Annotated in this window: 7 protein-coding genes; all 7 read right to left on the reverse strand. The window is 48.7% G+C overall.

Annotated features, from left to right (window positions below; translation table 11 throughout):
- Positions 1-100: 100 nt before the first annotated feature.
- On the reverse strand, positions 101-12,895 hold the full coding sequence (locus FGS84_RS17585; RefSeq protein ID WP_347563853.1) for a SpaA isopeptide-forming pilin-related protein: 12,795 nt from the start codon (positions 12,893-12,895) through the stop codon (positions 101-103).
- A 56-nt stretch (positions 12,896-12,951) separates the two neighbouring features.
- Positions 12,952-13,443: a hypothetical protein gene (locus FGS84_RS17590; RefSeq protein ID WP_138309756.1), complete on the reverse strand. Its 492-nt coding sequence runs from the start codon at positions 13,441-13,443 to the stop codon at positions 12,952-12,954.
- 102 nt (positions 13,444-13,545) lie between these two features.
- Positions 13,546-13,779, reverse strand: a complete 234-nt coding sequence (locus FGS84_RS17595) for a hypothetical protein (protein WP_207671129.1) — start codon at positions 13,777-13,779, stop codon at positions 13,546-13,548.
- Between the two features lie 153 nt (positions 13,780-13,932).
- The gene (locus FGS84_RS17600) at positions 13,933-14,199 is read right to left on the reverse strand and encodes a hypothetical protein (protein ID WP_138309758.1); all 267 of its coding nucleotides are present in this window, start codon (positions 14,197-14,199) and stop codon (positions 13,933-13,935) included.
- Positions 14,200-14,284: 85 nt separating this feature from the next.
- Positions 14,285-15,673: an NADPH-dependent glutamate synthase gene (gene gltA, locus FGS84_RS17605; RefSeq protein ID WP_138309759.1), complete on the reverse strand. Its 1,389-nt coding sequence runs from the start codon at positions 15,671-15,673 to the stop codon at positions 14,285-14,287.
- Entirely contained in the window at positions 15,673-16,563 is an 891-nt protein-coding gene (locus FGS84_RS17610) for a sulfide/dihydroorotate dehydrogenase-like FAD/NAD-binding protein (protein ID WP_002569852.1), read from the reverse strand. The genes gltA and FGS84_RS17610 overlap by 1 nt, the downstream gene beginning before the upstream one ends.
- Positions 16,564-16,638: 75 nt before the next feature.
- Positions 16,639-17,550, reverse strand: a complete 912-nt coding sequence (locus tag FGS84_RS17615) for an aldose 1-epimerase family protein (RefSeq protein WP_138309760.1) — start codon at positions 17,548-17,550, stop codon at positions 16,639-16,641.
- Between the last annotated feature and the right edge of the window lie 133 nt (positions 17,551-17,683).

Here is a 17,683-nt window from a genome sequence, read left to right on the forward strand (position 1 = left end):
CATTCCACCCCTCATTCCAGTTACCATTCCAATCCCCATTTCAGCTCCCCTCCTCCTCCCCTTTCCCTGCCATCCTAACAAAAACAACAATGTCCAATTATCACATATCATTCAACAGAGCCTGCACAATCAAATATTGGTCTTTGCCTTGACAAGTCGAAAGAGTTATGAGCTTCTCATCCCCTTTGGGAGTAATTCCGGTTTCATAGAGGGACGCCGCCCCCATCTTCTCAAGATAGGGCAGCCACTCTTCCTCCATGAAGTTAGCGCCATAGGCCCCCGCATCATTCTGGTGTCGGAGCTGACAGGAAAAAACAGGGCATTCCATCCATTTTCCCCTATAAAATATCCGTATGACAGGATGTTCCCGGAAAAAGGCCTCTTCTCTGTATTTTTTCAAACCGGCAAACATGCTTCCATCCTTCATGTTATGTCCATACAGCACTGTGTTGTCCACGGCCAGGGGAATCCCTGAGGAATCTACAAAAATACAGCCCGCTATATGTTGTTGCTGATAAAAATTGTGATTCAGATAATACTCATTATCTTCATGCCATACCACCGGATAATCGATTCCGGTACCGGGAACAGCCAACCAGAACTGGTATTCAGGATTAATTGAACGCAGGGCTGATTCATTTAAGGAAAACATTCCCCAGTCCATCCTACTGCGGGCGGGTTCTCTTTGGGTTGTATCTCTCTGGGCTGAATCTCCTTGCGCCGTATCTCCCTGCACCAATTCTTCCCCCTTTCCGTACGCCTCATCCCGTACCATGCCATACATTCTGCGTCCGTCAGCATACTCCATCCCTGTTTTTACCAAAAACTGAAGACTGAACACAAATCCCAACAAAAATGCCGCCATAACCATGGTCATACCCTGCGGTCTGGTCCGCCTTATGATAAGCAAAACCATGACCGTAAGTAAGACCGTCAAAAGAATTCCACCTGCAAACTTCATTGTCTCCGCAGAAAATAACGGCTGCATTCTGTCTTTTACAACATGTCTCTCATCCATTCCAACGTCTGCAGCCTGGCCACGCTCCTCATTCCTTTCATCGTCATTAAGAAATATATTTCTGCTGACCTCCCCTCCATAAACTGCAGTGCAGTCTGCAACCATTTTGCGGCCGCTGGCTGTCATATTGCGGCATAACACACCATTATTTTCATAAATCGCTCCATCCCACTGGAACCGGTCAATTTTATATACTTCCGGATTCAGCCCTGCACGGCTTAAAATTTCCTCTTCATATCCAACCAGTTTGTCTTTTATCTCCTCCCTCTGCGCCTCTATCCTTATCCCCCCAACTTCATAAAAACCTGCGTCATAATCAACGACTGTCAATTCCAGTTGAAATCCCTCCGTCCAATGCTTATCAGAAAAATGATAACTTATGAGAGGCAGCAGGACATTCCGCTCCTTCCCGGATATGTGGTCCCTGGCTAATATCCAGGCAGTTTGAGGAACAGGTTCTATACTTTCCATGGAAGGGTATACCATCTTCCCTGAGACAGATATGGTATCTGTCTCCTCCGCCATTACATTAAATGCCAGAAAAATTGTAATAGGAATCAGAATGAAAATAAATGCCGCCCATTTCCCTCCATGTCCCCATTTCTTCTTTTGCTTCATACGCAGACATGCAGCAAATCCCGTCATACACAAAATCACCATTGCCGCTGCTGCTGCCAAAGGCAGGTCGTCTCCTGTCCTTACCGTATTCTTGTAACCGGAGCCGAAATGATATGTCCCTTTTCCAAAACGGTTCCCCACTTCATACACCGCTGTAATACTCCCGATTTTCCTTACCGGCTGTTTTTTCTTCCAGTTATATATGATTGTACCATTCTGCGCGCTTATGCTATTCTGCATATTCGCATCGCCCTGAATTCCTGTGCCGACCCGCACCTGCCCCTCTGCATCCAATGTGAAATCATATACCTCATCAGATAATTCATACCCCTGAGGCGCTTCTATTTCACGAATCGTATACAGACCGGGGGATGCCGGACGGTATGTTAATGTACCGTCAGTTCCGGTTTCATCCTCATATACATCCCCCGGCCCATTGCCCGGTACGCTGCCTTTTTCCATTTCAATCCTGAATCTGGCTCCCATAAGAGGCAGACCGCTGTCCCCATCCAGCTTTGTGACGGTAAATTCCAATTCTTTATTGACAACCTCATATGTACCTCTTATGACATCACTGCCATTGACTGTAAAACTGAATATGGAGGGATTCAGTACATATCCGTCCGGGGCCTTTGTTTCCCGGAAGGTGTAAGTGCCATTTTCAGGCCTTCTTATACGGAATGTTCCCGTGCTGTCGCTGACAGAGGTGCCCATGACACGGCCTGTCTGGTCATAGAAAGTGAATTCTGCCCCCTGGAGTACCTCTCCTGAAACATCTGTTTTCTTAAATGCAATGTACTCCACCTTCGGCCTTGGTCTGCCGCCTCCCCCTCCGCTGGATGAGGATGCCGTCCGGTTCTCAAACCGGAATACCTGGACCATGTTATGCAGTTCCCTCCCGGATTCCCGGACCATTTCCGGCCCATCCATTCCCGGCCACTCTTTTACCACAATCTCCCTGTCCTCAGTCCGTTCATATCCGGAAGGGGCCTGAAGCTCATGGATAATATATGTTCCTGGCCTTAGGCCGTAAAACCGCTGTCCCTTTCCTTCCTCCGATGTCCATTCCCGGACTGTTCTTCCGTCCAGTTTATCAATGAGCTGCAATCTGGCTCCACCCAGCAGGTTTCCTGTTTCGGCCGACGTCTTTTCCACGTCAACAATCGTTGCGTAGTTGCGCATGATTAGATGGGGGACCTCCGTCATGCCGTCCCGGATGGTAAATTCAATGGGAGTTTCCTGCAGTTTAAACCCTTCCGGCGCTTTCACCTCAACCAGACGGTATACTCCCGGACTCAGATTCTTCGTATAATGCCCCTGTTTTCCGGTAATCCATTCCTCCACTGTCTCCCAGCCGGAGTCTGTCCTGTGTTCAATCCGCAGTGTTACTCCTTCCAGCATTTTTTCCGTATCGCCTAATAGCTTATCTGTAACTACCCGGTTGGAGTCATTAGTGGGATTGTATTCCCAGACAATCATATCTGTCAGTTCATTCCTATACTGAAATTGGAATTCAAAGGGCTCAAGGGTCAGCATGTGCCCTGCCGCTGCCTTTGTTTCACTGCACACATAGGTATAGGGCCTGAAATTCCCGTTCTGGTCCATGTAACCGATGGGTTGAGGACTAAACTGTGCCTGTCCCTGCTGGTCTGTAACCACGGTCCCGCATATGGTGCCTGTTGTCTGGTTCACCAGACAAAACTCAGCTCCCTGCAATCTTTCATCCGGCTCGTCTGAATCACTTTTTATGATACGGAGAATGCCGTCCGGGATTTCATCTGTCATTTCTGCTGTTTGCAGGACCTGGCTGTCTGCAATGGTAAATGGAATATCCACAGATTGCAGGAAACCGTAAGGAGTTATTGTCTCCCTGAGAATATAATTACCTTCCGGAATATACTCCACTGTATGCGGTTTTAAATCCCCCGGTTGAAAACCTGCGGGAATAAGTCCCTGTTTTCCATCCTCCTCCGTGTACCTTCCGTCCAGCCCCGAAATCCAAACAGCCTCCACATCCTGATATTGTCCATCGGCTGTGGGTTGGTGGAGTATAAGAGGCAGGTCCGATACAGTTCCCCATTCATCCACCGGATAAATGGCAAGTTCTGCACCGTTTACTTCCTTACCGCCGGCGATATCCACCTTGGATACCTCCAATGCAAGAGGCTTATCCCCCATCTTAAAATATTGTATTTCCTCTAAGTGTCCTGTTTCTTCTATATTAATTAGTATGGGGTCGGCTGTGGCATAGCCATCCGGATTTTCTGTCTCTGCCAGTATATAATCGCCCACAGGCAGATACTCCAGGCGAACCGTTCCTTGCTCCGTATAGTAATACCGTCCCTGATATGTACCGGGAATCATGCGGTAATCATAATCGTACTTCATAATAGGATGATTTCCGCCTGCATCCGGGACCACGCGTCCGGTTGCTGCCACATTCTGACCATCCTTGTAGGTGGCTGCCCGGAATGTGAGTATCCTTTCGTTGTCATCGTACTGCAAAATCCCATTTTCCACCACTGGAAACCCCTTTTCATCCAGTATTGGCCGGTACAAGGTCAGGTACGATTCGCTGTCTTCATAGATTACATCCCGGTTCTTTGTATCATATTTCAGGATTTCGATGGCTGTAAAATCATTCTCCATCTCAAAGCTTTGGACATTCCCTGTTTCCAGTACATCAATATTAACTGCTGCCGACTGAACATATCCCTGTTCATAAGGACAAATGGTCTCCTCCAACACATAATATCCAACAGGAATATGGTCAATCCAATGCGGTTCTGTTGTTGGAACAGGTTCCCCTTGCTCATCCAGTTTCAGATTCCCATTGTCATCGTACTGGTATCCGCTTATCCAGGAAGAATACACCTGGCCTTTTCTGTACATACCATCCTGCTCTTTATGCGGATTGCCGTGGCTGTCCAGACTGGCCCGATACAAGGTCATAACTGCTCCCATGACTTCCTTCTGTGTCCGCACATCCAGTTTTGCAAATGCTGTTTTGGTGAACTCATTCTGCAGGAAGTATTTCTGTACCTCATCCGTGTCGTGCAGTACAAGTCCCATATACCTTGCCTGGATATACCCCTGGTCATAGGGAACCCCTTCCTCCTGAAGTATGTAGGAACCAAAGGGCAGACGGGCAATGGCATGCTTAGCGCCAAAGTTCTCCTGGATTCCATGAGAATCAGTGCTGCTGTCTGTGGTCCAGGACTCGTCTTTTGTCACTGTCCTTCCGTCTGTGTAATAGATGGGAAGCCCATTTTCATCGTCCACCGTGGTTTTATTCTCATAAATGGTCTGCCCGTTTTCCTTTCCCAGCACCTGTATTGATTTTACCAGCATCTTGTTTCCCGCATCATCCACGGTGTATGCCAGCATACGTCCGTAATCATCATACACATAGGCCATGCCGGAAACAGAATCCGCATAGCACAGCGGGTTCCCTCTTTCATCCAATACCAGCAACTCTCCTGTGGCCGGGTCTTTCCTGGTATTCACCTGGTTTAAATCATAGAAATACAAATTCACCGGCGCATTGTCCACGATTACGGTATCCCACACATCCCACGACGCCCTCTTTGTTCCTATGGCATTTTCCAGGTCATTTTCCGTTTCAATCCCCAGACCCTTCCTTCCGTCATTGCCTGACCTGGTTTCCTCACCAACCATGCGTATTTCCTTATGGGTTCCAGTATTTGTATCCGTTATGCCTGTTATCCTGCCGTCCTCCACCGTGACACTTACGCCCTTATAGGCATTCTCTCCTGTTTTTTCAATTTCCATGGCATGGTACAGGGACAGCCTGGCGCCGGATACAGATATATCGAACCGGATTCCCTTTCCTGAAAAGGCACCATCCAGCCGGTACAGCGGTTTTACACCGGACATGGCCTTAAGCTCCATCTCCGTGCCGTCCACCATATGTTCTGAGTACTCGTCCAATGGCTTAGTCACATATCCGTCCCACTGCAGGGTTTCAGGATTGTAAACAATGTCCCTCACATCCCCCCGTTCCTCCAGCTTTTCCCTGCGTCCGCTTACCTTATAAATCAACCGGTCCCCAGCGTCATTTACCGCAATATCATCTTCAAAACCTCCGCTTGATTCCACCATGCCCTGGGCATCGGCCCTCTGAAGGATATTCTGGTTACCCACCAGGGAATCCCCGTCCTCCACTTTAAGTATTTCGACCCTGGACGGATAATCCTCCACCTTTATCCGGCTGACAGTCTCAGTCCGGACTTTATTGGTGCTTCCTGCCACGGGAATGGCATACTGATATCTCACGGCTGTTTCTTCTTCCCATCCCTCCGTGGTTCCGTCCCCATTTCTTCTCTCCCTGTAAAACGACACACTGTCTGCATACACCTCAAATGCCACCGGGCGGCTCTTTGTATATCCCTCAGGGGCCTGGATTTCCACCAGCACATAGGCGCCTGCTCCCAGTGGTTTATATGTCTCGATGTATCCCACCGGTACCTTTTTTACCTGATTGTCTATGATGATTTCCCTGATTGTGGAATATGCCCTGAAAATCCCTGTTTCATTTCCCTCCTGGTCTTCCTGCCTAATCAGCTGGCTTTCATCATACTGTGGAATTCCATCCTTATCCAGACGTACAGGCAAATCATCCGTACTTCCATTGTTCTTTCCCACCCGCGGATACAAAATCCGGTTCCCGTCTGCATCTGTTACAGGATTCCCTTCCCAGTCCACAGCCTCGCCATACAGAACGTCTCCTGAACCCTTTACTGTATTTATGCCTGTCTTTTCCACATCTCTTTTGGCTGCGTATATTTTAAACAAAGCGCCGTCATGGATGATGGAATCACCTGTCTCGGAATCCAGCTTCTCAATGCGCAGCCTGGAATTGTAATATTCATCCTCAAAATCCTCCTGGGCAAATGCCACGAAATTAAAATCCATTCCGTTTCCGGACGGAATCAGTGTCTCCACATTTCCTGTGTCCGGATTAATCCGGTCCACGGCCGGCGGCAGCACAGTCCACGGCACCAGCATGGGGGCAAATTTACCGTCAACCGCAGTCTGCATCCCCTTCATTACCGCCACACGGTCCCTGACCTCCCACTGTCCGTCCCCTGTTTCATATCCGTCATAGACCACCCCATCCATTATCCCGGCATCTTCGCTCTGGGATGTATATCCGGCATAATACTCCTTCACGGTATCATTACCGCCATCCATATATTCTGCTTCATACGGCTTCTGGGTTGTAAGGCTGTGGCCCGGGCGTATGTCCTTATCCAGGCCGTATTTGAATATTTCAAATCTGCCATCCTGTCCATTGGCCTGTATAATATGTGTCTCTTCGTTAAAACGAATCTTATATTTTCGAATCAGGTCTTCCGGTGTATCCTTACTGTTATAGCGGAAATAGGGGCTGCCTGTCAGGTAATTTATATCTGTTTCCCCTGTATTGGCATCCCGGCCGATTTCCGGCACAAACGGAAGCGTGATTTCCCTGGGATAGTCCCTGTTAAAATGTCTGTTTGCCAGTTCCCTGTCCACGTCTGCAGGAACCTGTTCCGTTATAACATAGGTGCCGTACGCAAGCATGATGGATTGGTTGTAATAGTCATCCTTCCCATTCCTGGTATTACATTGCAGTGTGGTCACATCACCGTCCGCCCCTCCGTCTGCATCGCTGTCCCAGGCAATGGCCAGTCGTTCATCCAGTCCGGTAAAAATGGACAGATAGTTTCCTGCCTCTTTCTCCGCCCGAAGGAGCGCCTTTTCATAGGCGGCATCACTGTTAATTTCCGGTTCTGCTTCCAGAATCTCTCTTTTATAGCCGTCCACGTCAAAGTAATCAATGGCAAACTGCCTTATTGCCTCCTGGGATTTTTTCCCCTTCTCCACCTGTACAGCGGCATACATGGCGTCAAAAAATTTTGTGTAATCATAGGTTCCGTCTTCTTTTGTCTCCAGCAGCCGCCGTCCTCCTCCCCCTCTGGGAGGAAGATATATTTTCTGTACATCGCCTTTGAAATCCTCTGTCCCTATATCTTCTGAAATGATAGTACCTGAGCTGTCCACAAAGATATTTTCCAGATTACTTTTCAGATATGCCTTAAATTTAAATTGATTCAGAAGCTTTGCACCCTGTGAACTGCTGCCTCCGTTAAACAAACCCAGCAGTACGGTCAGCGGGTCATTGTGGACAGCTCCGTATGTATTTACACCGTCATAGGATGACTGGGAAATATCTTTTGTAATCTTAACGGACTGTTTTATGACTCTCTGTAATACCTGCAGCGGTCTGGAACCAGTGCCGGCATCCTGCACGGGCTGTTTCTGCCCCGGATAATGCAATGCCTGGTATACAATATAGCTTCCTTCGTCCAGCGGGGGGATTGCTGCGTAGGCGCTTACCCCAGCCCCGGCTATGTTTGTCAGATACTGGTTACAGGGCATTCTCTCCCCCTCCCAGTCAATGGCTTTCTCCCTGGTCACCACCCGGAACCCTGTATATAAAGGCTCTGTCCTCTGATTCCAATCCACATAATTCTCCACATGAATCATATAGTTCCCGGTGTCTGAATCATAGACAGCCGCAACAGGTTCCAGCTTATCAACGTCATATGTTTCTGTCCTGTCTTCGTATTCATAGACCCGCTCCAGAAGAGGGATGGGATTCCCCTCTCTGTCAAGGAGCATTTCCCCCTCTTTGTAAGTCTCATACACCGGCTGGTACAGGATTCCGGCCGCTGCTTCCATGTCGCTTCCATAAGGAATGGATGCGGTTATCTCCCGCTTTTCCCGGATTGAAACAACTCCGCTTTTCAGGCTGAATTCACCCTTCTGATACTGAATCCAGTAACCTGCCCTGCCGGTCGGACCTCCTGACACATCTGCTGTCTTGCGTACATAAAGCTTCCGGTTCACGGAGTCATAGACCGCCGGGAAGGCAGCGTCACCCAATGAATAATCATGGCGCAGCAAGGCAAACCAATTGCCTTCCTTCTCATAAATATCTTCCACTGAACCGCAGTCATAAAAGTTATGGACCGTGTACCAATCCATGATTTCTTCTGCAGCCTGCACGTTGGTCCGGCCTGAAAGTTTGATTACAGTCCAGGGCGAGTCGTCTGCAACCCTTCTGTATCCAATCTGGACCAACATGCCGTTAACCTGGTCTGACAAATATTGGGGTTCTATGGCCTGTCCCCATTTACTCATGTCAGCCGGTACTGCCGTACCGCCGGGATATGGAGCTGTCCTGAAACGGTAGGGCAGAGTCTCCCCATAGGGTATCCGTTTTCCTGTATCGCTGTCCGTAGCGGTATCCTCCCGGGTAATCGGGTTTCCGTCAGAGCCAATCTTATACTCCCCTCCTTTTGCCGTCTGGCAGACAGGGTTCCCCTGCTGGTCCGTTTTGGGCTGTAGGGAGCTTCCCAAAACCACCTTATACGTCTTTGTCTCTGTTCCGGTTTTTATGGCGTAAAATTCCGCCCCCTGCGGATATCCGGTCAGGGTGATATCATATCCATTTTCGGTTTTATAACTCTCCACTATAAAATCATTCCAGGAACCATCTGCATCCATGGAATTATAATCGGATAAACCACCCGATATACGTGCCTGTCCGGCCTCATGTATCCTGCTGATTGTATCCTGGGTCCGGTTGCTTTCCTTTAAGGAAATGCCGCTGACAGACAATTCGTATCCCTCTGACCGGCTGAGCTCCATAATATAATAGCTTCCCATTATCAGAGGACGGCCAATCCACTGGTCCCCATTGGAGGACAGGTAATCAGGATATACATCTGTGCCAAATCCTTCGGAAGATGAGGTGATAGATGAACCATTATAAAGGTTCTCCGGTCCGGTAATGTTTTCCGATGCAATTACGTTTCCTTCATGGTTCAGCCCGGTGCCTGGCTTTTCCGTATATGCCAGGAAAGAGGCATTGCCCTGTTTATCGGTAGCGGCTATGGCTGTCAAATCGTTCTGGTTAAACACAATACCGGATTTTCCATCCGGGTGAATGATATCCTGGGCCGCAAACAATCCATAGACAGCCCCCTCCAGTGTGGCATCTCCCTGGGTCAGTCCATGACTTTGGTCCCCTGCCCCATTGTATAGCTCTAAATCCTTTTTATTGATGTGAAGCCGTCCTTCTGTCCGGTGGTTCCACACCTTAAATGTGTAAAGGATGGTATCCGGCTCCCCATAAACCGATACATCCATGGAACCCAGGTCATCATCCATAAAAGCCGGCAGAGATACTGTTATGGTATCGTCATCATCCTTTTCCCTGAAAAACAGGGATTTGATGAACTGTGCAGCGCGGTTCCCTTCTTTCTGAGTTTCCCCGTTGTCTTCGTCCGTGTCTTCCTGGAAGTATGCCTCTGTATCAAAGGATGGTGAGATGGGATTTCTGGTATATTCGTACTCCTCAAACATTACACTTTGGATGCTGTCCTCATCGTCTGCATTGCTTTGGTCTGTTGCGACGCTTTGGTCCTTTGGGTCGCTTTGGCCCATTCCATCACTTTGACCCATATCGTTCTGATGATGTTTAGTGGCATTACCTGCATAGGAATTCTGTATATCTGTCACTTTTATGGTACTGCCATCTATATCCTGACTGCCTTTAACTGTCTCAGCTTTTGTATTTATTTCTGTTGTATCTATGCCTGTTGTATCTTCTATCTCCTCATCAGCTTCATCTTTCTGATTTTCTGTCTCTTTTGGTCTTTTCTTGGATTGATGCTTAGAATTAACTATGTGTTTCTCTTCTGAAATGCTGGAAAATAGAATTGTTCTTTCATGACTGGATTTTAATAAGCCGGATGATACGGATAGTGCAGATGCCTTGACCTGCCGTTTTTCGCTTTCTTGATTATAGTCCTCTGCATTCTTCCCCCCATGATTTACTTCTCCTGAATTTTTGTTATCTGAATTTCCACCTCCTACACCTGCACTGTCCGGTTTCCCATTCTCCGAATCCCCGTTTCCCGAAGCCTCATTGTCCGGCGTTCCATTCCCCGAATCCCTATTTCCTGAATTCCCATTCTCTGAATCCTCATTTCCTCCATCCATATTCCCTGCATCCGCATTCCCTGATTCCTCATTCCCTGTGTTCCCATTCCCTGATTCCCCATTCTCTAAATTCCCATTCCCTGTATCCGCATTCCCTGTATCCCCATTCCCTGCATCCCCATTCCCTGTATCTTCATTCCCCGATTCCTCATTCCCTGGATTTTCACCTTCCGGATTTCCATCTTCCCCGTCCCCACTCTCCGGGCTGCCGTCTGTCTGTTCCCCGCCTTTATCCTCCCCGCTGCCCGGATTATCATTACCTCCATCACCTTGCACTCCATTTCCAGAAAGATTATCACCCTTCCCCTGTTCACCGTCCTCCACCGTCTCCTGCTCTCCTGTACCGCTGGCGGCATTTTCCTGTTCCTGAAACATGTTTCCGCCGGCCAGGCCATTTACCGGCACCTCCGCCCTCTTCTTTTCCTTCTCTTCTTCCAATAAGCTGAATATACTGCGCTGTTCCCCAATCTCCATCTCCTGACCATCGGGAACCGGATATTTATAAGACCTTCTCTTCCTCATTTCCACCACATAAGTATATATGGGTTCCACTGCCTTACCTGCAAGGGATTGGGGCCTATACCCGGCTGACCGTACAGCAGCTCCCGCCTGGGCAGACATCAGTATGACATTCTCCACTTCCTTGTCATCGTTGTGCAGTCCGTGAAGAATATAGCCGGTCCGTGCTGTCTTTTCCTGCAAATGATAACTGTATTCTAATTCGATGAATCCTTCGTAGGTTTCATCCCGGTCCGCCAGCATGGCTTCCATGGCCGAAGTATCCCGTTCACGGTTATTCTCATCATGATTCGGAGCGTGGAAATCACATGTGGCAGCACACAGTTCCTGTTCAGCCATCCATTGTCCGCGAAGCCGGTCATTTTCCTCATCACAGCTGCATTCCTCCTCATCTTCATGGTCACACTCAATCCATTCCGGAGCAGGATGTCCCATGCAGTAGGTTTTGCTGTAATTATAATATCTGGTATCACTGTGTCTGGCATACCCATCTGCATCCGTGGTCATGATATCACAGATATAATCGGCCTCCGGTTCCGGCGACATACAATTCAGATAGACCTGTCCGCTGGTCCCATCCGGATTCCCCTCCTCATAGCCATGTTCATTTACCTGGGAAAAATCAAAATCCTCCCACACATTGAATACAGTTCCCTCCAATGGCTGATTGGTCTCAGCGCAGTATTTCTCTAAATCAATATTATAATTACTCTCAAATGTTTCAGAATGCCGGTATAATTCCAACCCGCTGCTCCCGGACAAAACCGCATCCGCGCCAACGGAAAAGGAGACAGCTGCCATGGGCCGGTGGAAATCCAGCCATCCCAACTGTTTTTGAAGGTTATCAGATGCAGCCGGGGTAAATATATAGGCGTAAAAACGGCTCTCGATTCCCTGTATTTCCGCTGACGTAACCGTTCCCATAGGTTCCTGGCTTCCATTGTACTGAAACGTTATGCTTCTTCCATCCGGCGCCAGTTTATATGACCACTGATTATCCGGAAAGGACCAGGATGTGCCCTGAAGCTGCGGGCAGCCGCTGATATCCAGTGTAAGCTCATAATGTCCGTCCTTTAGGACCATTTTTTGGACAGAACCAGTCCAGACAGGCAGAGAAGAACTGCCGGTCCCATTATACTCGCTTTCCCCCTGGAGGATATGCGCCTTCATTTCCTCAAAGTAAATCATGACCATGGGGTCTCCGTTCATCACTGCCTGGAATTTTTCCATGGCCTGCTTCTGTAACGCCCAGTTATGTTCATATCCATTCATACATCCCCAGTAATAGACCTGAACCACCCCATAGCGGGCCGGAATATAGTAGTTGTCTGAGACCAGCCACTCATAGGCAAGCACCATAGGCAGATAACGCTCAAATGGTCCGATGACAGGAACCGGTTTTCCCGGCTCTACATTATATTGCTCGTATTTCGCCGGACTGCCGTCCGGCAGCTTGTGCCCCTCCTGTATACATAAAGCAGGCAGGGCACCTGCCCCTTCCCCTACCTGGTAGATATTCATATCCCGGTGCGTCTTTCCAAACGCATTTAAATCTTTCCCCCGGAACACCTGACGGTATGGATTCAAATTAATTAAATCTCCGGCCCCGCTGGTTGTCCGGATTGTTGTACATACCAATACTGTTACAAGAAATAATGCCATCATACGTTTCAGTGTCTTCGTTATTCCCATTTCTCCTCCTCTGATAAAAAGCATTTGCGCTATATGCCTTTGATGAATATCTGTGATATGAAAATATATCCATCCCTCTCACAGACACCTGCTCCTGTCTTTCCATTTATACGGTTCGCCATATCCATGAACCGGACATACTCTGCTTCCGACATGTTTATGTTCCATACCCGGTTGTCCGCTTCGTTCATTTCCTCCCTTTGGACTATCCCGTCTATTATCCAGGCACCATCTTCATTCACCTGCTGCCCGTCCGGTGCCGTGGTATTTGAAATCATGTATCCGTCCGGACCAAAATAAAAATGCTCCGCCAAACCAGCCTGATTGCCGCCCAGCCACAGCCAACGGTTCTCAGGTTGATTTCCATTTTCATCCTGCCACCGCCAGCTGGTATTATCATACATCCACTGGCCCCCATGAACCGGCAGCGCAATCATAACTGACATTAGCACTGACAGTACAGATGCCATGATACCTGTTCTGAATTTACTTTTGGTTATCTCACGTTCTCTTCCAGTCATTTTCCTTTACCCGCCTCTCTTTCCCTGATTTTTCCAACATCCCTGCTTCAAATATCGTCCTTTTTATGATTACCTTTTCCCCTTCTCCAGGCCGTCAGTTTATCAGGCAATGCTGCACTTATCACACATCCCACCGCAGCACACACGTCCCACCGCAGCACACACGTCCCACCGCAGCACACACGCCCCACCGCAGCACACACATCCCACTGCAACACACGCTCCCCACCGCAGCACACACATCCCACCGCAACGCACGCCCCCCACCGCAACAAATTTCGTCAGCAAATAAACGCCGTTAAAACAATGATTTTTAAGACGCGCAAAACATACCATTCAATTTTAATGTTCAAACAATCCCATCTGATTTTTCAAGAATATTGATTTACGAATATAACCGATTACTGATAAACAGTACTGACTCACAGATACTTATAGATATTGATTCAAAAACACCGCTGCATCCTGCAGAACACAATGAATCTTGCATCACCACCTTTTTTCAAACATCCATACGAGAAAACGGCTGAACCAGCCAAATGACCACGAAACTGCAACTAAGAATCCGGCACAGAGATTTCCATGCGATTTTTTATAGAATACCACATATACCCATAAAGCGTCAATACCTAACTCATTTTTCTTTTCCTCTCCTGTCTCTGCTGCCCCACCATCCTCTGCCGCCTCATCTTCTGCCGCCCCATCTTCTGCCGCCTCATCCTCTGCCCTCTCACCCTCCCCCTCCCCATCCCTCACACAAAAACCGGCATCCAGGTTCCCCTGTCCATTCAGACAGACTCCCCCGGATACCGGCTCCTTATATCCCAGATTACATATTTACTTATTTATTTCCGTTAAGGTACTCGTCAATTCCTCTTGCACCTGCACGGCCTGCCTCCATGGCAAGGATTACGGTTGCAGCGCCTGTTACGGCATCGCCGCCTGCGTATACGCCTTCCTTGGTGGTCTTTCCGTTGCTCTCATCCGCAATGATGCATTTCCACTTGTTGGTCTCCAGACCTTCTGTGGTGGAAGAAATAAGTGGGTTTGGTGATGTTCCCAGGGACATGATGACAGCGTCCACGTCGATGGTGTAATCAGAACCAGCAACCTCTACCGGTCTGCGGCGGCCTGATGCATCCGGCTCGCCCAATTCCATCTTGCGCACTACCATTCCCTTAACCCATCCATTGTCGTCGGTCAGAATCTCTACCGGATTGGTCAGCAGGTTGAAGATGATTCCCTCTTCCTTAGCATGATGTACTTCCTCCACACGGGCAGGCAGCTCGGCTTCGCTTCTTCTGTACACTACATGTACCTCTGCTCCCAGACGGAGTGCTGTTCTGGCAGCATCCATGGCCACGTTTCCGCCGCCTACTACTGCTACCTTCTTGCCCAGGTAGATTGGCGTATCGTAATCATCGCGGAAGGCCTTCATCAGGTTGCTTCTGGTCAGATACTCGTTGGCGGAGAATACGCCGTTGGCGTTCTCGCCTGGAATTCCCATGAACTTGGGAAGTCCTGCGCCGGAACCGATGAATACAGCCTTAAAGCCTTCCTCATCCATCAGCTCGTCTATGGTCACGGATTTTCCAATGATAACATTCGTCTCAATCTTAACGCCCAGTTTCCTTACGTTGTCGATTTCAGGCTGTACCACGCCTGACTTGGGAAGACGGAATTCAGGAATTCCGTATGTAAGCACGCCGCCTGGCTCATGAAGGGCTTCAAAAATGGTTACTTCATATCCCATCTTTGCAAGGTCGCCTGCACAGGTAAGTCCTGCAGGGCCGGAACCGATTACAGCCACCTTGATGCCGTTGGTCTTCTCCGGTTTAGCCGGTACAAACCCATTTTCCCTGGACCAGTCTGCCACAAAACGCTCCAGCTTTCCGATGGAGATTGGCTCGCCTTTGATACCGCGGATACATTTACCTTCGCACTGGCTCTCCTGTGGGCATACACGTCCGCATACTGCAGGCAGGGCGCTGGATTCCGCTATGGTATTGGCTGCATCCTCAAATTTACCTTCTTTTACTTCTGCAATGAACTTTGGTATATTAATGGCAACCGGGCATCCCTGGATACATTTGGCATTCTTACAGTTAATGCAGCGCATTGCCTCTTCCTGGGCTTCTTCCTGGTTGTATCCCAGACATACTTCCTTAAAATTGGTTGCCCTTTCCTTTGGGTCCTGCTCCCTTACGGGTATCTTCTTTAATACGTCCATTATTCCTCACCTCCGCAGTTTCCGCATCCGCCGTGATGGGTAGCTCCCTCACGCAGCCTTAAGATGGCCCTGCCTTCCTCTGTCTTGTACATCTGCTGGCGTTTCATGGCCTGGTCGAAATCTACCAGATGGCCGTCGAACTCAGGTCCGTCCACACATGCGAACTTCACTTCCCCGCCAACGCTTACACGGCAGGCGCCGCACATTCCTGTGCCGTCCACCATGATTGGGTTCATGCTGACGATGGTTGGGATTCCCAGCTCCTTGGTGAGCTTGCATACAAATTTCATCATAATCATAGGTCCGATGGCAACGCAGACATCATACTTCTTCCCCTGGTTCTCCACCAAATCCTTAACAACATCCGTTACCATGCCCTTGCGTACATAGGAACCATCGTCCGTGGTGATATAGAGGTTTCCTGCAACTGACCTCATTTCCTCTTCCAGAATCAGCATATCCTTGGTCTTGGCGCCTTCCACCACATCCACGTCAATACCGCGCTCTTTCAGCCATTTTACCTGTGGGTAAACAGGTGCGGAACCAACGCCGCCGGCTACAAAGAGATAGCGTCTCTTCTTCACTTCCTCCAGGTCGTCCTTCACGAATTCGGAAGGCTGCCCAAGGGGGCCTACGAAATCTGCAAAGCTGTCTCCGGCCTTCAGTCCGGCCATACGCTCTGTGGATGCTCCCACAATCTGGAACACAATCGTTACCAGGCCTTTCTCACGGTCGTAGTCACAGATGGTTAACGGAATTCTCTCTCCTACTTCGTCCATCTTGACAATTACAAATTCGCCTGGTTGACAGGCCCTGGCTATACGCGGTGCTTCCACGTCCATCAGATATATCTTATCTGCCAGGCATTCTGATTTTACAATCTTATACATGGTTCTCCTCCTAGTAATATATACTCGCGTCCTCAGCTGGTTTTCCGCCGCGCGTCCGGACGTGACATTCATTCGTTATTCCACCCTTATCTGGTAGCTCTTCTGCCAGGTTTCCCAACCGGGCAATGATATGACTCCCCTTCTGTCCTTCAATTCCCCCTTATATCCATCTGATGCGCAGATACCGTACCATGGTTCCAGACATACAAAGGGATGGGTGGCCTCCATTGTCCATATTCCCAAATATGGGAAATCGTCGCATTCCAACGTCACATAGGGGCTTCCATCCAATATCAGGCTTACGCTGCTGACCTGTGCTTCATCAAACATATATGTAAGAGCTGTATCGAAAAATCCTTTTGTCAGAGGCACACGGCCCTCGGACAGCTTTAAATCTCCCTGTAGTTCTTCCTTCTCGTAACCATCTGCATTGGGCGCAAGATAATGGAGACAATCCGTAAACTGTCCCTTGCGGCACCCCTTTTGGTTAAACTCAAAGGTGAAATCGTATATGTTCTTTCCTTCCGGCACCTGGAATGCAGGGTGTCCGCCCATCATGAACAGCATCTCACCCGAATCCGTGTTGGTGACCTTCCACATGACCTGGATGGTCCTGCCCTCCAGCCTGTGTCCAATCTCCACTTCAAAATGGAACGGATACTTCCCATATGTCTCCGGCGTGTCCTTCAAACGGAACCAGCACTCATCCATATCGCAGAGCAGGGGCTCAAAATCCATATCCCTTGCAAAGCCGTGGGGCGTCATGCTGTATTCTTTCCCGTCATGGATATACGCTCCCTCATAACATTTTCCCACAAATGGGAAAAGCACAGGGGCGTGTCTGTTCCACACAGACGGTTTTGCGCACCAAAGCACTTCACGGTCCGCCTTCTTGTCATAAATCCTGGTAAGTTCTGCACCGCGGCGGGCAACAGTAACTAGAAGTTCATCATTTTCAAGTGTAAATAATGTTCCATCCTGTTTCATTATACATTCCCCCGTTCTCCTGTTTTTTAGAAGCTTGTGAGAATTTACCCTCGCACAAGCTTTATATTAACATTTTCTGCTTCATGTTACAACCGGTTTTTATATTTTTTCAAAAATTATTTTCTTTTTTTCA

Source organism: Clostridium sp. 1001271st1 H5 (assembly GCF_005845215.1).
Classification (GTDB): Bacteria; Bacillota; Clostridia; order Lachnospirales; family Lachnospiraceae; genus Enterocloster.